16 protein-coding genes are annotated in these 18,168 nt (G+C 72.2%); 8 read left to right on the top strand and 8 right to left on the bottom strand.

Features of this window, described 5'->3' with window-relative positions; genetic code table 11:
- Positions 1-204: 204 nt before the first annotated feature.
- A complete protein-coding gene (locus tag ITJ55_RS09760) occupies positions 205-5,634 on the top strand; it encodes an S-layer family protein (protein WP_194595185.1) in 5,430 nt (1,809 codons plus the stop codon).
- Positions 5,635-5,757: 123 nt separating this feature from the next.
- On the opposite strand, the gene ITJ55_RS09755 is transcribed toward ITJ55_RS09760, so the two are convergent.
- Positions 5,758-5,943 (bottom strand): hypothetical protein, encoded by a 186-nt coding sequence (locus tag ITJ55_RS09755; protein ID WP_194595184.1) that lies wholly within the window; start codon positions 5,941-5,943, stop codon positions 5,758-5,760.
- A gap of 175 nt (positions 5,944-6,118) precedes the next feature.
- On the opposite strand from ITJ55_RS09755, the gene ITJ55_RS09750 reads away from it, so the two are divergent.
- Positions 6,119-6,340 carry a hypothetical protein gene (locus ITJ55_RS09750; protein WP_194595183.1) on the top strand — a complete coding sequence of 74 codons (222 nt, stop codon included), beginning with the start codon at positions 6,119-6,121 and terminating at the stop codon, positions 6,338-6,340.
- Between the two features lie 430 nt (positions 6,341-6,770).
- Here ITJ55_RS09750 and ITJ55_RS09740 read toward each other — a convergent pair whose 3' ends face one another.
- Both ITJ55_RS09740 and ITJ55_RS09735 read right to left on the bottom strand, forming a co-directional pair.
- Positions 6,771-6,959 (bottom strand): hypothetical protein, encoded by a 189-nt coding sequence (locus ITJ55_RS09740; RefSeq protein ID WP_194595182.1) that lies wholly within the window; start codon positions 6,957-6,959, stop codon positions 6,771-6,773.
- A gap of 274 nt (positions 6,960-7,233) precedes the next feature.
- Positions 7,234-7,956, bottom strand: coding sequence for a hypothetical protein (locus ITJ55_RS09735; RefSeq protein ID WP_194595181.1), 723 nt, complete (start codon positions 7,954-7,956; stop codon positions 7,234-7,236).
- Between the two features lie 192 nt (positions 7,957-8,148).
- Here ITJ55_RS09735 and ITJ55_RS09730 point away from each other — a divergent pair, with 192 nt between their 5' ends.
- From ITJ55_RS09730 to ITJ55_RS09720, 3 genes are all read left to right on the top strand, one after another.
- The gene (locus ITJ55_RS09730) at positions 8,149-8,433 is read left to right on the top strand and encodes a putative quinol monooxygenase (RefSeq protein ID WP_194595180.1); all 285 of its coding nucleotides are present in this window, start codon (positions 8,149-8,151) and stop codon (positions 8,431-8,433) included.
- Between the two features lie 152 nt (positions 8,434-8,585).
- A complete protein-coding gene (locus ITJ55_RS09725) occupies positions 8,586-8,849 on the top strand; it encodes a hypothetical protein (RefSeq protein ID WP_194595179.1) in 264 nt (87 codons plus the stop codon).
- 183 nt (positions 8,850-9,032) lie between these two features.
- Positions 9,033-9,419 (top strand): iron chaperone, encoded by a 387-nt coding sequence (locus ITJ55_RS09720; RefSeq protein WP_194595178.1) that lies wholly within the window; start codon positions 9,033-9,035, stop codon positions 9,417-9,419.
- A 138-nt stretch (positions 9,420-9,557) separates the two neighbouring features.
- Here the strand turns inward: ITJ55_RS09720 and ITJ55_RS09715 are convergent, their stop codons facing one another.
- Complete coding sequence (locus ITJ55_RS09715; RefSeq protein ID WP_194595177.1) at positions 9,558-9,968, bottom strand: ester cyclase; 411 nt, start codon at positions 9,966-9,968, stop codon at positions 9,558-9,560.
- Between the two features lie 170 nt (positions 9,969-10,138).
- On the opposite strand from ITJ55_RS09715, the gene ITJ55_RS09710 reads away from it, so the two are divergent.
- Positions 10,139-11,038, top strand: coding sequence for an SDR family oxidoreductase (locus ITJ55_RS09710; RefSeq protein ID WP_194595176.1), 900 nt, complete (start codon positions 10,139-10,141; stop codon positions 11,036-11,038).
- A 207-nt stretch (positions 11,039-11,245) separates the two neighbouring features.
- Here ITJ55_RS09710 and ITJ55_RS09705 read toward each other — a convergent pair whose 3' ends face one another.
- Positions 11,246-13,738 (bottom strand): excinuclease ABC subunit UvrA, encoded by a 2,493-nt coding sequence (locus ITJ55_RS09705; protein WP_194595175.1) that lies wholly within the window; start codon positions 13,736-13,738, stop codon positions 11,246-11,248.
- 196 nt (positions 13,739-13,934) lie between these two features.
- Between ITJ55_RS09705 and ITJ55_RS09700 the strand changes: the two genes are divergently transcribed.
- Positions 13,935-15,038, top strand: a complete 1,104-nt coding sequence (locus tag ITJ55_RS09700) for a hypothetical protein (protein WP_194595174.1) — start codon at positions 13,935-13,937, stop codon at positions 15,036-15,038.
- A gap of 131 nt (positions 15,039-15,169) precedes the next feature.
- Here ITJ55_RS09700 and ITJ55_RS09695 read toward each other — a convergent pair whose 3' ends face one another.
- The 3 genes from ITJ55_RS09695 to ITJ55_RS09685 form a co-directional block, all read right to left on the bottom strand.
- Positions 15,170-15,673 carry a GIY-YIG nuclease family protein gene (locus ITJ55_RS09695; RefSeq protein WP_370544151.1) on the bottom strand — a complete coding sequence of 168 codons (504 nt, stop codon included), beginning with the start codon at positions 15,671-15,673 and terminating at the stop codon, positions 15,170-15,172.
- A gap of 241 nt (positions 15,674-15,914) precedes the next feature.
- Positions 15,915-16,148 (bottom strand): PLDc N-terminal domain-containing protein, encoded by a 234-nt coding sequence (locus ITJ55_RS09690; protein WP_194595173.1) that lies wholly within the window; start codon positions 16,146-16,148, stop codon positions 15,915-15,917.
- 206 nt (positions 16,149-16,354) lie between these two features.
- The gene (locus ITJ55_RS09685; RefSeq protein ID WP_194595172.1) at positions 16,355-17,098 is read right to left on the bottom strand and encodes an SDR family NAD(P)-dependent oxidoreductase; all 744 of its coding nucleotides are present in this window, start codon (positions 17,096-17,098) and stop codon (positions 16,355-16,357) included.
- A 194-nt stretch (positions 17,099-17,292) separates the two neighbouring features.
- On the opposite strand from ITJ55_RS09685, the gene ITJ55_RS09680 reads away from it, so the two are divergent.
- The gene (locus ITJ55_RS09680) at positions 17,293-18,138 is read left to right on the top strand and encodes a helix-turn-helix transcriptional regulator (protein WP_194595171.1); all 846 of its coding nucleotides are present in this window, start codon (positions 17,293-17,295) and stop codon (positions 18,136-18,138) included.
- Positions 18,139-18,168: the final 30 nt, after the last annotated feature.

The raw sequence follows: 18,168 nt of genomic DNA, 5'->3' as shown, positions 1-18,168 counted from the left end.
CCCCCACGTGGCGGACACGGGTGACCCCCGGTCTGGGGACTCTGCTCGACAGCAGAGAAGCTTTATTGTCGAAACATCCACTTCCGTGGTGCCCCCGATCCCGTGGGGGTGACACGCGGGCCCCTGAACCCCCGCGTGTCGACAGCACGACTGACGTCCGGCCGGATCCGACCCGGCCGGACGCCCCACCCGAGGACACCACCCATGTCGCTTCTCCGCGCCTCCGCGCGCCCCCGCCGTCGCGCCCTCTCGTTCGCAGCCTTCGCCACCGCCTCCCTGCTGGCGGCGGTCGCCGTGACGCAGGCCGTCGCGCCGGCACCCGCCCAGGCCGCCGCCGCCCTCTCGTGCGACCAGAACACGATCTACGCCACCGCGAGCCAGGGCCAGTTCGTCGCGATCAACGTCGCCGCCAACACGGTGTCCGACGTGATCGCCGGAACGGCCAACCCGTTCTCGCCCGCGAACAACGGCCTCGGTGTGGGACGCAACGGCCTCGACGCCTACGCCTTCACCAACGGCGCGGTTAACGGCTCGAACGGCAACGTGCTCGCCCGGTACGACTCGGCCAGCGGCGCGGTCACGACCGTCGCCGACGCGAACCCGACCGGCGCCCCCGCCTCGACGCTGCGCGGTGCCGTCAACCCGGTCACGGGCATCTACTACTACGCGACCGGCGGCGACCCCGCCACGATCTCGGCGTACAACCCGAAGACCGGTGACAAGATCGGGGTCGTCGGACGCATCCCCGGCCTCCAGGCCGGCAACGGCGACTTCGCCTTCAGCACCCAGGGCCTGCTCTTCGTCGTGGCGAGCAACGCGGTCTACCGCCTCAACGACGAGACCGTCCCCACGACGGCCGGCACCACCTCGCTCGCCGCGACCAAGCTGACCGACCTGCCCACGGGCACCAACAGCCCCGGCATCGCCTTCTCGTCGGACGGCTACCTGTACGTCTCGTCCGGCATGCAGATCATCAAGCTCGACTCGAGTTCGGGTGCCGAGGTCAGCCGCATGACGACCCCGGCCGTCAGCAACATCACCTCGTACTCCGACCTCGCGAGCTGCAACTACGCCAACACCCTCACGGGCAAGGCGGACGTCGAGGGCCGCTGGAAGTCCGGCGACCAGTTCGCCCTCAGGGTCGACGGCGGCAACCTCGCGTCGCCCTCCACCGCGACGACGTCCGGCAGCGCGACCGGCGTCCAGGCCCAGAAGGCCGGCGCCGCCCTGGCGATCCCCGCCCGCACCTACACGGTCTCGCAGACCGCGGGCAACTCGTCCACCCGCCTGGCGGACTACTCGACGACCTACGACTGCACGAACGTCAACAGCTCGACGTCGGTGGCCTCCGGCTCGGGGAACACGGCCCGGTTCAGCTTCCCGGCCGCTACCAGCGCCGACGGCACCGACGTCGTCTGCACCTTCACGAACGCGGTGGCCGCGACCTCGGCCGCAGCCAGCGACGACCAGGCGACCACCGCCTCCGGAACGACGCTGACCGTCGACGCACCCGGCGTCCTCGCGAACGACGCGGGCACCGATCTCACCGTCACCTCGAACACGCAGCCGGCGAACGGCACCGCCACCGTGAAGGCGGACGGTTCGTACGCCTACACGCCGGCGAAGGGCTTCTCGGGCACCGACACCTTCCAGTACACGACGACCGACGGAGGCGGCGGCACGTCGACCTCGACCGTCACGATCTCCGTCACCCCGTCGAGCAGCGACGACGTCGCGACCGCTCGCGCCGGCCAGCCGCTCGTCGTGGACGCCGCCTCGGGCGTGCTGTCGAACGACTCGGGCAGCGGCCTGACCGCCGCGGTCGCGACCGGCCCCTCGCACGGCTCCCTCGTGCTCGGTCGTGACGGCTCGTACCGGTACGTCCCGGCCGACGGGTTCTCGGGCTCCGACTCGTTCACCTACACGGCGACCGACGCCGACGGCGCACAGACCACCAGCACCGTCACCATCACCGTGCTGCCCACCGCCGCCGACGACACCGCGACCGCGATCTCGGGCACCCCGACGACCATCGCGGGCAGCGACCTGACGAGCAACGACGACGGCATCGACACGACGGTGACCGCGGTCTCGACGCCCGGGCACGGCACCGCCTCGGTGACGCCCGCCGGCGACGTCGCCTACACGCCCTCGGACGACTTCTCGGGCACCGACACCTTCGACTACACCGTCACCGACGGCCAGGGCGGCACCGACACCGCCACGGTCACCGTGACGGTCGCCCCCCGCGCCTCCGACGACTCGGTCGACGCCGTCGCGGGTGCACCCCTCGACGTCCCGGCCGGCCGTGGCCTGCTGGCGAACGACGGCGGCACCGGCCCCCTGACCGCCGCGGTCGCGACCGCCCCCTCGCACGGCACCGTCGTGGTGTCGCCCGACGGCTCGTTCGTCTACACGCCGGAGAAGGGCTTCTCGGGCACCGACTCGTTCACGTACACCCTGACCGACGGCAACGGCGTCACGAGCACCGCGACCGCCACCGTGGCGGTCGCCCCGAAGGCCGTCGACGACGCGGTGCAGGTCACGGCGGGCGGCAACGCCCACGTCGACGGGCCCGGCGTGCTCGGCAACGACCTCGGCACCGGCCTGACGGCCGCCGTCGTGACCGGGCCGCAGCACGGCACCGCGACCGTCGCCCCGAACGGCGAGTTCGACTACACGCCGGCGCCCGGCTTCTCGGGCACCGACACCGTGACCTACCAGGTCACCGACGCCGCGGGTCGCACCTCGACCGCGACGGTGACGATCACCGTCAAGCCGGTGGCCGTCGACGACCAGGCCACGACCCCGAGCGGCACCACCGTGACGATCGCGGCGCCCGGCCTGCTCGGCAACGACCTCGGCACCGGCCTCCGCGTCACCGACCACGGCACCCCCTCGCACGGCACCGTGACGGTGGACGCCGACGGCACCTGGAGCTACGCGCCGGACGCCGGCACCTCGGGCACCGACTCGTTCGAGTACCAGGTCACCGACGCGTCGGGTCAGACCGCGACGGCCCAGGCCTGGGTGATCGTGGGCGACCTCGCCGTGGCCGACCAGGGCACCGCGACGGCGGGCCGGCCCCTGTCGGTCGACGCCGCGAACGGCCTGCTGTCGAACGACAGCGGCACCGGCCTCACCGCCGTGCTCGACGGCGCCCCCCGCCACGGTGACGTGACCGTCGCGAAGGACGGCTCGTACGTCTACACCCCTGCGACGGGCTTCTCGGGCACCGACACCTTCACCTACACGGCGACCGACGCCGAGGGGCAGAAGAGCACGGGCATCGTGACGATCGTCGTCGTGCCCGACGCCGTCGACGACGTGACGTCGACGAAGGCCGGCACCGCGGTCACGGTCGCGGCGCCCGGCGTGCTCGGAAACGACCTCGGCACCGACCTGCGCGCCGAGCTCGTCGACGCCCCGGCCCACGGCACCGCGACGATCGCGGCCGGCGGCACCATCACCTACACGCCCGCCGACGGCTTCTCGGGCACCGACCAGCTGACCTACCGCGCCACCGACCCGTCGGGCGGCTCGGACGTCGCGACCGTGACGATCCACGTCGGTCCGATTGTGGTCGACGACTCCCCCGTCGGCGGCACGGTCGCCGACCAGCCCCTCGTCGTGGACGCGGAGCACGGCGTGCTCTCGAACGACAAGGGCACCGGCCTGACCGCGGCCGTCACCGACCAGCCGAAGGCCGGCACCGTGACGATGGGCCCCGACGGTTCGTACACGTACACCCCGAAGCCCGGCACCTCGGGCAAGGACACCTTCGGCTACGAGGTCACCGACGGCGCCGGCCAGAAGGGCACGGGCACCGTGACGATCGTGGTGGCCCCGAAGGCCGTCGACGACGTCGCCACCGTCGTGGCCGGCGGTCACGTGACGGTCGCCACCCCGGGCGTGCTCGGAAACGACGTCGGCACCGGCCTGACCGTCACCGCGGTCACCCCGGCGTCGCACGGCACCGTGACGGTCGCACCGGACGGCACGTTCGACTACACGCCGGCACCCGGGTTCTCGGGCGACGACATCGTGGTCTACACGGTCACCGACCGCGACGGCGGCACCGACACCGCGACGGTCACCGTCACCGTGGCGCCCCGCGCGATCGACGACCTCTACACGACGCCCGCCGCGACCACGCTCACCGTGCCGGCCCCCGGCCTGCTCGTGAACGACCTCGGCACCGGCCTGACCCTGACGAGCGTCGGCACCCCGTCGCACGGCACGATCGTCACCCAGCCGAACGGTTCGGCGGTCTACACGCCGGACGCGGGCTTCTCGGGCACCGACCGCGTCGAGTACACCGCGACCGACGCGTCGGGCCGCAGCACGAAGGCCGTCGCCACGATCGTCGTCGGCGCCCTCGCCGTGGACGACGCCGGCACCACCCACGCCGGCACGCCGCTGACCGTCAACGCCGCGCACGGCGTGCTCTCGAACGACTCGGGCAGCTCGCTGACCGCGACGCTCGACGGACGCCCCGCCCACGGCACGGTCGACCTGGCGAAGGACGGTTCGTACGTCTACACGCCGACGGCCGGGTTCTCGGGTGTCGACACGTTCACCTACACGGCCACCGACGCCGAGGGCCAGACCCGCACGGGCACGGTCGTCATCACGGTGCTGCCGACGGCGGTCGACGACAAGGCCTCGACCCCGGCCGACACGACGCTGACCGTGGCCGCCCCCGGCGTGCTGGGCAACGACCTGGGCACGGGGCTGCGCGTCACCGCGACGGGCACCGCCACCCACGGCACGGTCACCATCGACGCCGGTGGTCGCCTGGTCTACGTGCCGACGGCCGGCTACTCCGGCCCGGACGCGGTGACCTACACGGTCACCGACCGTGACGGCGGCACCGCCACCGCCACCGTCCGCATCAGCGTGGGCGTCAAGGCCGTGGACGACAAGGGCACGACGATCGCCGGGCAACGCCTGGTGTCGGGCAAGGTCGGCGGCGTGCTGGGCAACGACGACGGGTCGGCCCTCTGGGTCACCCTGGCCTCGAAGCCCGCGCACGGCACCGTGACGATGCAGCGCGACGGCTCGTACGAGTACCTGCCGGACGCCGGCTTCGTCGGGGTCGACTCGTTCGACTACGCGGCGACCGACGCCTCGGGGCAGACGTCCCGTGCGACGGTGACCATCACCGTGCTCGGTGCGGCCGTCGCGGTCGACGACGAGCAGCGCGGTACGACCGACCACGCCGTCACCGTCGACGTCACGACGAACGACACACCCACCCAGGGCGCGACGTTCGACCGCGGCACGGTCGTGATCGTGGACCCGGCGACCGGTGACGGGGTCAGCACGCTGGCCGTGCCCGGAACGGGCACCTGGACGGTCGTCGACGGCAGCGTCGTCTTCACCCCCGAGGCCGGCTTCGACTCCAAGGCCTCGGTGCAGTACCGCGTGACCGACACGGCCGGGGTGACGGTCCAGGCCGTCGTCACCGTGACGTTCCCGATGATCCTGACGGCGACGCAGCTCGCCTTCACGGGCAGCGCCTCCGTCCTCGGCATCGCCGCGATGGCCCTGCTCGGGGTCGCGATCGGCCTGGCGCTGTCGCGTCGCGGTCGCCGCGTCACCGGACCGATCCGGGGTCGCCGCGCCGAATAGCGCCCGACACCACGACGTCCCCGCCTGCCGGCCCTCTCGCGAGGAGCCGTGCGGGCGGGGACGTCCGTCGTTCAGGAGGCGCGGTGCCGGGAGGCGCGGAGGGCGCGCGGCCCGGTCGGTCGGCTAGCGCTGCTGCCGCTTCTGCTGCCAGGGGAAGCCGTGCACGAGACGCTGCCACAGCGACGGGTGACGGACGGGGGTCTGCTCTTCACCCGGCCTGTCGCCCCGGTGGTCCCCGCCGTTGACCGTGTCGGCCGGGTCGACGGCCCGTGCGTCTGCCTGGGCCAGCCACATGTGGTCTTGGAACATCCGGTGCCTCCTGGAGTGGGCGCGTGCAGGGTTGCGAGTTCTCGAACACTAGACCCCTCTGCCCGCTGGCGAAACAGGTCGTCGTCTGCGACGACCGACGTCTCAGCGGCCACCTCGGACCCGTGCCACTGAGGAGCCCGTGGTGCCGGACGCCTGTCGAGAGGACACTGGCGACGTGGGCGATCTGACGTGGTGGGACGGCGTGGACGATCAGGCGAGGGCGTGGTTGATCGCCCACAACGGCGAGGCGGTGGCTCCAGACGTTCTCGACCAGATCGTCGCCGCTGGCGGTGACCTGACGACCGACGCATGGTGGGTCGGGCAGACAGGACCGGAGGGCGTCCATCTCTCAGACGAGGCCACGGACTGGATCGAGACCGTCGCGAACGAGGAGTAGTCCCGATCGAGAAGGAATGACACCCACACGCTTGTCCCACGAAGAGAACGAGCGACACTTCTCTGCGGATGCGCACGGTCTGTCGGACATCCATCCGTCATCGGACTGGATCGACCTACACTCTGCCTTGTGAGTAGGAGCAGTGCTGGGCCGCGTTTCATGCGACGGCCGAAGGTCTACCGGGGCGAGGAAGTCTGGATCGTGCAGCATGATGACTCGCCTCACAACACGGTGCTCGGTGTGTTCGCCACAGTCGGCGAGGCGGATGCCTTCATGGACACGGTGAAGGACGACTACGAGAACGGCGTGATCTGCTCGAGCTTCCCGATCGGCTACCGGTCCACCGACGGAGCCGTTCGGTACCGGGCCGAGGACTGACGTCTGAGCCCTCGAGCCCGTCCCCTGGCGGGCAGCGCATCTCACTCGCGAGTCAGCGACGCATCTCGCCCATGGCGCGAACGTTGAAGTAGAGGCCGATCGCGATGAACCCCACACCCAGGAGCATGAGGGAGGTGGGCAGAGCCCCGAACGCCTTCAGGAGGAACAGCGTGGCCCCGAGGAGGTAGAAGATCGTGGCCACGCCCATGAGCTTCCGCCAAAGAGGCATCTTGGGTGGCATCAGTCGCTCCATGTCGATCGGGAAAGGTCACGCTTGAGAGCTGGGGAGATCGAGTCGTGACGAGACTCCCCGCAAGGTGTTGACGCGTGGTTCTGCATCAACATATGGGATGCAGAGGTCACGTGGTGAGGGGCAGACGACGCCCCGATCGATTAGTGACCGGCTATCAGGCCCTTCCCCCGGGCGCTGCCGCATGCGGCATAATCAGCCCGTGATGGCTTCCCATCTCAAGCTCGGCGATCGAGTCCCCCGACCACGCGCGATCGCCGATCGGTTAGTGAGACGGTTGCACCTTCTGGGTCGCGGGGCCGGTCACGAATGGAAGAAAATGCAGCTGACGGGGACGCAGCCGATGCACCCCGTCTCGATACGGGCCTCCGACGACAGCGCCATCGACGTCCAGGAGGTCACACGTGCGCCACGTACTGCGAACGGTCCCGCCCCTGACGACGAACTGCGTCACCACGCGGATCGCCTCGACCAGGCCGTCATCGCCGTCGCCGCCCAGATCCCACCATCCGAAGTCGTCACCCCGGACCACGACCGAGTCGTCCTTGATCACCAGGACCTCGAAGGGCACGGCCCCGCGCCGTCGCGGTCTCACGGTCATCACACGGTCGAACTCGGCCTGAACGGTGGAGACCTCGACGTCGCCCGCATCCCCGACCATCCCGATGACCCGGGCGACGAAGCCATCGAGAGCGCCGGGCTCGAGTCGCCCGGTCAGGAGGTGGTCCGAGAGCAGGAACCAAGCCTCGGCGAAGTCAGCCTCGTCCCAGCCGAGCTCCCACCGCCGTGCGGGCATGCCCGGGGTCGGAGCGATGTCGACCACCAGTCCGTCGGCCGCGACGACCGAGAACGAGCCCACCTGGAGCATAGGCAGCATCGAGCTGCCGGAACCGAGCGATCTCGACAGGACAGCACGACCGAACTCGTCACGGGCGCGAGTGGCGAACACCTCGAACCGCTCGACGACGTCGTCGGGGACCGGTGCCATGACTTCATCCTGCGGCATCGAGACCCAGACCGGCCACTACTCTGCAGACTCATGCCTGCTCGGTGAGCGCTCGCCTGTCGGGACGCGGCTTCGTTGCACTTCCCTGGCCTACTGAGCCCCTCGCCCCTGCGTGGGCTCCATGTCGCAGGTCACCCGAGCTGTCGGGTGCCAAGAGCGCCGTACGGTGTGCACATGACCGACGTGCATCTCACTGGCCAGCTCATCTGCGCAACCGAGGATGAGGCGAGGGTCGTCAGCCTGCACCTGCCCCAGCATGTCGAACTGACTCGGGCCGAAGCCGGCTGCATCGCCTTCGACGTCACTCCGACTGACGACCGTCTGGTCTGGGCGGTGGAGGAGCGATTCCACGATGGGCACGCATTCGAGCTGCATCAGCAACGAGTCGCGGGCAGCGAGTGGGGCCGAGCCACGGACGGATTCACACGCCGCTACTCGATCGAGGGCCTCGCCCACTAGAGCATCTCCTACCGGACAGTGAAGTCGACTCACGACAGAAGGCCTCGGGGCGTGAAGCCGCGGAGAGAAACAGGTCGTGCCGAGCTCCGCTCAGCGATCGCCTTTCGGGACGATTCTCGATGCCGGATCACGTCATGGAGCATGCTCGTCCCATGAGCAACCAAGAACGGCTGCCACGTGCTCGCCCTGTCGACGAAACCGCAGTGACTGAACGCCCGACTCCGTGGCTGCCGGCAAGGTCCGTCCTCCTCAACCTCGTCTTGATCTTGGTCGGCGGGGGGCTCTTCTGGTTCCTGATCGACCGCGTCCAAGCGCCCTTGTGGGTGGCCTTCATCGCCTACGCCGTCATCTTCACGGTGGGATCTCTCGCCGTTCGCTCCATTCGGAACGCCCGAGCTGATCGCACTCGCAACTGACGCCGATCGCCAGGCGACGCGATCCGGTGTGGGAGCCCGCAGAGCCTCACCATCGCGCGGGTGCCGACGCGGATCGTCAGCACACCAGGAAGGTCGAAAATCACGACTGCCTGGAGCGGCCCGGGGCTGGCGGCGCGGGGCGTTCCGTCGCACACTGGTGCCCAGCGAACGAGAGGACTCGTCATGAGCGACAGCGTGGTCGATCAGTACATCGCGGGGTTCCCGCCCGAGAAGCGCGAAGCGCTCGAGCGGGTGAGGGGGGCGATCCATGCCGGGTGCTCCGGCGGGGTCGAGAGCCTCAAGTACGGCATGCCCGCCATCCGCTTCGCCGACGGCCGCACGCTCTACTTCGCGGCATGGACCCGCCATCTCGGCATCTACCCGGTCCCGCGATTCGACGGAGCCCTCGAAGGCGACGTCTCTCCGCACCGCCGCGCCAAGGACACCGTCGCCTTCGGCTGGGGCCGACCGGTGCCGGACGAACTGGTCGAACGCATCGCCCGCGCCGTGGCGTGCGGAACGGGGGCGACGTCCGACGCGCCTCCCCCGGCCTTCGCCGTCACGCGCTGACGCGACCTCGCACCCGTCGACGCCCGCCGACGGGCCGGTCGAGTGGTCGCAAAACGTCCTCCGCGTACGACGGAAGGACGTTCTGGGACCACTCGACGCCCGCGACGACGGACGCGGGCGGGCAAGCAGTCCCGAGCGTCAGACGAGCCCGAGCTGCTGCAGGATGCCCAGCACGTCCGTCGACCCCCAGCGGTCGCACGCCTTGCCGTCGCGGTAGCCGATCACCTGCACGTTGCGCACCGTGAACCGCTTGCCGGTCGGCGCGTGCCCCATGAACTCACCCGTGTGGGTGCCCGACAGGTCGCTGATCGTGACGAACTTCGTCGGCGTCACGATCGTCTCGAGCACCGTGCGGTCGACGTCGCCGAACGACTCGCCGAACGTCTCCCAGAACCAGGCGATGCCCCCGCCGCCCTCGGGCTGCCCGTCCGCCGGGTCGTGGTCGGTGAAGTCGTCGGTGAAGCGCTCGTCGAGCGGGCGCTCCTGGTCGCGCATGCGCTCGACGGCGTCCATCGTCGCCTGCCCGCCCTCGGTGATCTCGGTCGCCATGATGCCCACTCCGTCCCGGCCGCGCTCGTCGCGACACCCGACCTGCCTACGCCCGCCGGTCGCGCCCACCGTGTGAAGTCGTACCCCGGAGCAGGAACCCACCCGCGGGGTACGACCCGCAGTGCACCCGGCGTACCGTCCAGGGCACCGCGACCACGAGAGGACCCCGCATGACCCGCGACCAGTACACCTTCGCCGACCCGCGCACGCTCTACCCGACGATCAGCCCCGAGGTGCAGCACCAGGACGAGCCCGGCCTGCAGTCGAAGATGACGCCCGTGCCCGACCTCGGCGAGGAGACCTACCGCGGCACCGGCCGCCTGACCGGCCGCAAGGCGCTCATCACGGGTGCCGACTCCGGCATCGGGGCCGCCGTCGCCATCGCCTACGCCCGTGAGGGTGCCGACGTCGCGCTGAACTACCTGCCGAGCGAGCAGTCCGACGCCGACCACGTGATCGCGATGATCGAGGCCGCGGGGCAGAAGGCCGTGGCACTCCCCGGCGACCTGACCAGCGCCTCCTTCTGTCGCGAACTGGTCGAGAAGGCGGTCGACGGGCTCGGCGGCCTCGACGCCGTCGTCAACGTCGCCGGCAAGCAGGTCTGGCACGAGGACATCGCCGACATCACCGACGAGCAGTTCGACCTGACCTTCCGCACCAACGTCTACGCGCCGTTCTGGATCGTCAAGGCAGCCGTCCCGCACCTGGCCCCCGGCTCGACCATCATCAACACGGCGTCGGCCGAGGCGCACACGCCGGCTCCCGACCGCCTCGACTACGCGGCCACCAAGGGCGCCGTCAACAACCTGTCGAAGGGCATGGCGCAGCAGCTGATCAAGAAGGGCATCCGCGTCAACGTCGTCGCCCCGGGCCCGACCTGGACGGTGCTGCAGGTCACCGACGGCGTCGACCCCGAGTCGCTGCCCGAGTTCGGCTCGAGCGAGGCGCCGCTCGGCCGTGCCGGGCAGCCCGCCGAGCAGGCTCCGGCCTACGTGTTCCTCGCGTCGGCCGAGTCGAGCTTCGTCTCGGGCGAGACGCTCAACGTGAACGGTGGCATGGTCTCGCCGTAGCCCCCGCTCCGACACGACGTGCCGCCCCTCTACCGGTGGGCGGCACGTCGTGTCTCGTCTGGATGTCGCGAGGGCAGGAGGCGCGGGTCGCGAGGGCAGGAGGCGCGGGTCGGCTGCACCGCGCCTCCTCGGCTCGGCGGCTCGGCAACTCGTCGGCCCGTCGGCTCGTCGCGTCGGCGGCTCGTGGGCTCGTCCGCTCTCGGCGGGTCAGCCCGGCAGCGCCGCCGCGAGGTACGGCGCGGTCCGACTGCCGGACGCCTCCGCCACCTGCTCGGGCGTGCCGACGGCGAGGACGCGGCCGCCGGCGTCGCCTCCCCCGGGGCCGAGGTCGATCACGTGGTCGGCCGCGGCGACGACGCCCATGTGGTGCTCGACCACCACGACGGTGTTGCCGGCGTCGACGAGCAGCTGCAGCTGGGCGACGAGCAGTTCGACGTCGGCCGGGTGCAGCCCCGTCGTCGGCTCGTCGAGCAGGTAGAGCGTGTGACCGGTGCGCGCCCGCTGCAGCTCGGTCGCCAGCTTGATGCGCTGCGCCTCGCCGCCCGACAACTCGGTCGCCGGCTGCCCGAGCCGCAGGTAGCCGAGCCCGACCTGCCGCAGCGTCTCGAGGGCCCGGGAGGCGCTGGTCACCTCGGCCAGGAACGTCGCGGCCTCGTCCACCGTCATCGCGAGCACATCGGCCACCGTCGCCCCGTGCCAGGTGACCTCGAGGGTCTCGGGGTTGAACCGGGCGCCGTGGCACTCGGGGCAGGGCGAGTAGCTGCCGGGCAGGAACAGCAGTTCGACCGAGACGAACCCCTCGCCCTGGCAGACCTCGCAGCGGCCGCCGACGACGTTGAACGAGAAGCGTCCGGCGCCGTAGCCGCGCTCTCGCGCCAGGTCGGTCGCCGCGAAGGCCTGCCGCACGGCGTCGAACAGGCCCGTGTAGGTCGCGAGGTTCGACCGCGGCGTCCGGCCGATCGGCTTCTGGTCGACCTGGACCACGCGGTCGATCCGCTCGTGCCCGGTCGCCGTCTCGGCCAGCACGCCGCCGACCAGCGTCGACTTGCCCGAGCCCGACACCCCCGTCACCGCGGTCAGGACGCCGAGCGGCAGGTCGACGTCGACGCCGTCGAGGTTGTGGCGGGTGACGCCCCGCAGCTCGAGCGTGTCGACCGGTTCGCGGCGGACGGGCGGCTCGCTCTGGGCGCGAGCCGCGACGAGCGGCTCGAGGAAGCGTCGCGTCACCGAGTCGGCGACCCCGGCGAGCCCGGCGACGGGCCCGCTGTAGAGCACCGCGCCTCCTTGGCTGCCGGCCCCCGGGCCGACGTCGACGACCCAGTCGGCGCGGCGCACGATGCTCATGTCGTGCTCGACGACGAAGACCGAGTTGCCGCTCGCCCGCAGCCGTTCGAGCACCTCGACGAGCGACTCGGCGTCGGCGGGGTGCAGGCCGGCGCTCGGCTCGTCGAGCACGTAGACGACTCCGAACAGGCCCGACCGCAGCTGCGTCGCGATGCGCAGCCGCTGCATCTCGCCGGGCGAGAGGGTGGGCGTCACCCGGCCGAGGCTGAGGTAGCCGAGCCCGAGGTCGTCGAGCACGGTCGTGCGGGCCAACAGGTCGGCGGCGAGGCGGACGGCGACCTCGGTGACCTCGCCCGACGAGGCGTTCGACACGGCGGCGGACGCGCTCGTCAGGGTCGCGGTCGGCCGCAGGACGTCGCCCAGCTCGGCGATCGGCAGGGCGTTCAGCTCGGCGATCGTCCGGCCCGCGAAGGTCACCGCGAGCGCCGCCCGGGTCAGTCCGCTGCCACCGCAGAGCGAGCACGGCCCGCTCTCGACGTACCGCAGCACCTTGGTGCGCTGCGTCTCGCTCTGCGAGTCGGCGAGGGTGTGCATGACGAAGGCGCGGGCACTCCAGAAGCGGCCCTTGTAGGGCTTCGCGACCCGGTCGCGTTGGGGGTTCACCTCGACGACGGGCTGCTCGTCGGTGAACAGCAGCCAGTCGCGGTCGGCCTGGGGCAGCTCGCGCCAGGGGCGGTCGATGTCGTAGCCGAGGACGCTCGTGACGTCGCGGAGGTTCTTGCCCTGCCAGGCTCCGGGCCAGGCGGTGATCGCGCCGTCGCGGATGCTCAGCGAGGGGTCGTGGACGGCCGACGACTCGGTCACCTCGTGGGCGACGCCGAGGCCGTGGCAGCGCGGGCAGGCCCCGGCGACGGTGTTCGGCGAGAACGAGTCGGACTCGAGCCGGTCGGCGCCGGCGGGGTAGCTGCCGGCCCGCGAGTAGAGCATCCGCATCGAGTTCGACAGGGTGGTCAGGGTGCCGACGGTCGAGCGTGAGCTCGGGGCTCCGCGACGCTGCTGCAGGGCGACGGCGGGGGGCAGACCCGTGATCTCGTCGACGTGCGGTGTGCCGCCCTGCGCGATCAGCCGGCGCGCGTAGGGGGCGACGGACTCGAAGAACCGGCGCTGCGCCTCGGCGAAGATCGTGCCGAAGGCCAGCGACGACTTGCCCGAGCCCGAGACGCCCGTGAACGCGACGATGCTGTCGCGCGGCACGTCGACGTCGACCGCACGCAGGTTGTTCTCGCGGGCGCCGCGCACGCGGACGAAGCCCCGGGCGTGGACGTCGGCGGGGGCTGCTGCGGCTGCGGCGGGGGCTGCGGCGGCTGCGGGGGCTGCGGCGGGGGTGGGCACGTCGGGAGGCGCGGTGTCGGGCATCCGGTCGATGGTACGGGTGTCGGAGGTGGCCGGGCCGGGCCGGGCCGGGTCGGGCCGGGCCGGGCCGGCCGGACTGCGTCTCGCCGAACCCCGTTCACGAAGACGAACCCCGTTTTCCCGTGGTTCGTCTTCGTGAACGGGGTTCATGGCCTGGGAGGCGGGTTCGGATGTCGGTGGCCCGTCGTACCGTGTGCGCGTGCCCGAGCCGATCGCCGCCTGGTGGGCGCGACGCCAGACGTCGCGCGGCCTCGCCGTGCCCTACGCGGTGGGCAGCTACCGCGAGGCGTGGGCGTCGTACCCGGTGCTCGTGCGGCAGTACCGCCCCGAGCACAACGGGGGCATCGTGCTCAGCCAGATCCCGCCCGCGGCCGACGTGTGGCTGTGCTGGCTCTGCGACGCCGGCCACGTGTTCGTGGCCACTCCCGACGAGCAGCGGCATCGGCCGGGGCGCGAGCGACGCCGGTCGTCGTGGTGCCCCACCTGCAGCGAACTGGCCGCGCCGCGCGCGCTGCCGATGCGCCCGCCGATGGCTCCTGCGGCTGCCGTGCGGGAGCAAGCCGAGGCCGCCCGCTCGTCCGAGCCGGCGCGCGCCTCCCAGCCCGCCCGCGCCTCCCAGCCGAGCCGCGCCTCCAAGCCCGCCCGCGCCTCCCAGCCGAGCCGCGCGTCCGAGCCCGCCCGCGCCTCCCAGCCCGCCCGCGCCTCCGAGCCCGCCCGCGCCTCCCAGCCGAGCCGCGCCTCCGAGCCCGCCCGGGCCTCCCAGCCGAGCCGCGCGTCCGAGCCCGCCCGCGCCTCCCGGTCCGGTCGCGCCCCGCGACCGACGCGGGCCTCGCGACCGGTCTGCGACAAGACGCCGGTGCTGCCGACGGGCACCCCGTTCACCAGCGTGTGTGCGCCGAAGCCGGCGTCGGCGGTCGAGGCCGAGCTGCGGGCCGAGTTGACGGCCCGGCTCGAGTTCGAGCCCGGGCTCAACGCCGTGCGTGTCGGGCGTCCGTTCTTCGACCACGTCGAGGTGTGGCCCGACATCGTGCTGAGCGAGCTGCGGGTCGCCATCGAGTACGACTCGACCGGGCGGCACGGGCTCGAGCACGTCGGACACCGCGAGACCGCCGACCGGCGCAAGGACGCGGCCCTCCGCGCGGCAGGCTGGCAGGTCGTGCGACTGCGCACGGGCAAGCTGCCACCCCTCGGCCCGCACGACCTGCAGCTCTCGGGGCTGACCCGGCAGACGGTGCCGCTGCTGCTCGACGAGCTGCGGGCCATCCGTGGCCCGCTGCTCGTCGACGCCTACCTGCGCCCCTGACCCCGGCGCGCACCGGACGGCTGGGCGCGGCGACGACACCGCACCGCGTTTCGTGCACGGCACCCGTTCTAGTCGCGGTGCGGGGCACGAAACGCGGTGCGACGAGGCTCTCGCCCCGGCACGGACCGGAGTCAGCCGCGGAGGGCCAGCGCTTCGCTGCGCCAGCGGGCGTACCGCTGCCACGGGTCGTCGACCCCTGCGGCGAGCGCCGCGACATGGGCGTCGAGCTCGGTGCTGGGCGCGAACCACTCGGTGCGACCGAAGCGCGTCGACGCGAACTGACCGTGCCGTCGCCGCTCGACCACGCGGTCGCCCCGCTCGAAGGCCAGCAGCTCGTCGTGCCAGAGGGTGCCCAGGCGCTGCCGCGGGTTCGACGAGGTGCCGATCTTGATGCGGTCGTCGAAGCGGATGTAGTAGACGACGTCGACCCTCACCACCCCGAGCTCGGCGTCGGGCACGTCGCCCTGCCGCCACTCGCAGACGGCGCAGAGCCAGCCCGACGGCCAGTGCACGCCGAGCCGTGAGCCGCACGCGAGGCACGGTGACGGCAGCAGGTCGGTCACTCCGTCGCCCGAGCCCTCGCGTGCCGCCACCCAGTCGGCGGCGACGGCCAGGTGCCGGTCGCAGAGCGGCACGGGCGACGACGCGTCGACCGGGCGGCCGCAGGCGGTCTCGAGGGGCCCACCCGCGCCTCCTCGGCAGGCGTCGGGTGCGGGCGGGGCGTTGGTCACCTCCGCAGGCTAGACGCGGCCGCCGACAGTCGAGCCGCCCGGAGGTGGGCCGTGTCCCTCAAGGGCGGCGCCGTGCCACGCGGGGGCGTGCCCAGCCGGAGGCGAGGCCGTGCCCACCCGGAGGCGGGGCCGTGCTCGGCCTGGGCTACTCGTGCTCGCGATCGATGCGGAGGCCCAGCGGGTGCGGCCCGAGCAACAGCCACACGGCCCCGGCGCCGATCGGGAAGAGCACGGCGGCGACCGTCCAGACGGTGCGCTCGAGCGGGGTCGTGTCGGCTCGCCGGCGGACGGCCCGGACGATGCTCACGACGATCGCGAGGTAGACGACGGCAACAACGATCGCCGCCACGGCCGGACCCCAGTCACCCCATGCACTCATGCGTCCAGCCTAGGGCGCGGTGCCCGGCACGACACAGTGCCCGACACGACGCGGTGCCGAAGACCGGGGTGCCCGAAGACCCTGAGCGCGCCGATGCCGTACCCGCCAACCCGATGGCGCCGATGCCGTACCCGCCAACTTGTCGCCCGGTGCCCGGTGCCCGACATCACCCGCTGCCCCGCCGACTCCGTCCGACCCGTCCCGGCTCAGTGCCCGCTGAGCCGCGCCAGCACTGCGTCGTACCGCCCCTCGGCCTCGGCGTGGCGCAAGGCCTTCACGCGCTCGACCAGGATCTCGTGGGCGTCGGGCTGGGCCTCGAGCAGGGCCATGGTCTCGTCGAGGTACTCGTCGAGCGGCATGGCCGAGGGGTCGTCCTGCTGCCCGAGCAGGGTGGTCTGCACGGCCGGCGGCACGAGCTCGACGACCTGCACGCTGGTGCCCTCGAGCTGCACGCGGATGGACTCGCTGAACGAGTGGATCGCAGCCTTGGTCGCCGAGTAGGTCGGCGTGATCGGCAGCGGCACGCTCGCGAGCCCCGACGAGACGGTCACGATCGACGCGGCCGGCTTCGTCTGCAAGAACGACGTCCACGCGGCGATCAACCGGATCGGACCGAGCAGGTTCGTCGTGACGGTCGCCTCGGCGGTCGCGAGGAAGTCGCCGGTCGTGACGTCTTCGGTCTGCATGATGCCGGCCATCGCCACGAGCACGTCGGTCTCGGGCCAGCGGCGCTGGACCTCGGCCGAGACGTCGACGACGGCCTGCGGGTCGGTCGTGTCGAGCTCGACGGCCTCGACGCCCGGGTGGTCGCGGACGATCTCGTCGAGCAGGGCCCGGCGGCGGCCGGCCACGATGACGGTGTTGCCGGCGGCCTGCAGGCGCAGGGCCAGGCCCAGGCCGATGCCGGACGTCGCTCCGGGGATGAACACGGTGTTGCCGCTGATCTTCACTGTTGCTCCTTCGTGGGGTGCCGCGCGCGGCGCGGCGTGGGTTGTGTGCACCGCACGGCGGGTGCCGCTCGCCGGGATGACGACCGCGGGTGCTGACACCAGCCTGACCCCAGGAGGCGCGGGTCGGCAGAGAGCGCTCGTCCAGGGATCACCGGTCCCTGGCTGGGTGACGCCCCGCCTGACAGCATGGGGCGATGGACCGTGCCGAGCTCGCCGACTTCCTCCGTCACCGCCGAGAGGCGCTGCGGCCGGCCGACGTCGGCCTGCCCGAGGGGGTCCGGCGGCGCACCGCGGGCCTCCGCCGTGAAGAGGTCGCGGCCCTGGTCGGCATGTCGACCGACTACTACGCGCGGCTCGAGCAACAGCGCGGGCCCCAGCCGTCCGAGCAGATGGTCGTCGCCCTGACCCGTGCGCTGCGTCTCAGCCTGGACGAGCGCGACCACCTCTACCGCCTGACCGGCCACCACCCGCCGCGTCGGACGCGGGGCGGCGACCACGTCAGCCCGGCCCTGCTGCGGGTGCTCGACCGGCTCGTCGACACGCCGGCGCTCGTCCTCAGCGACCTGGCCGAGACGCTCGCGCAGAACAGGCTCGCGGTGGCGCTGCTGGGCGACCAGATGCGGTACGAGGGGCTGGCCCGCAGCGCGTTCCACCGGTGGTTCACCGACCCGGCCGAGCGCGCCTCCTACCCGGTCGAGGACCACGCGCACCAGCTCGAGCTGCAGGCCTCCGGGCTGAGGGCGGCACTGAGCCTGGCGGGTGGCGGCGGTCGCCCGAGGGAGCTCGTGGAGGCGCTGCTCGCCTCGAGCGAGGAGTTCGCGACGATCTGGAGCCGGCACGCGGTGCACCAACGCTTCGACGACCGCAAGACGCTGCTGCACCCCGAGCTCGGCCGCATCGAGGTGAACTGCCAGGCGCTCTTCACCGAGGACCAGTCGCAGACGCTGCTCGTGCTGACGGCGACGCCCGGGTCGGACGACGACGCCAAGCTGCGCTTGCTCGACGTGATCGGCGTGGGACGGTTCGCCGAGCAGGGCTGAGCGTGGTGCGCGCGAAGATGGACGCACGCA

The organism is Frigoribacterium sp. VKM Ac-1396 (assembly GCF_015350895.1).
GTDB lineage: Bacteria > Actinomycetota > Actinomycetes > Actinomycetales > Microbacteriaceae > Frigoribacterium.
This window is presented reverse-complemented; position numbering and strand designations above follow the sequence as displayed.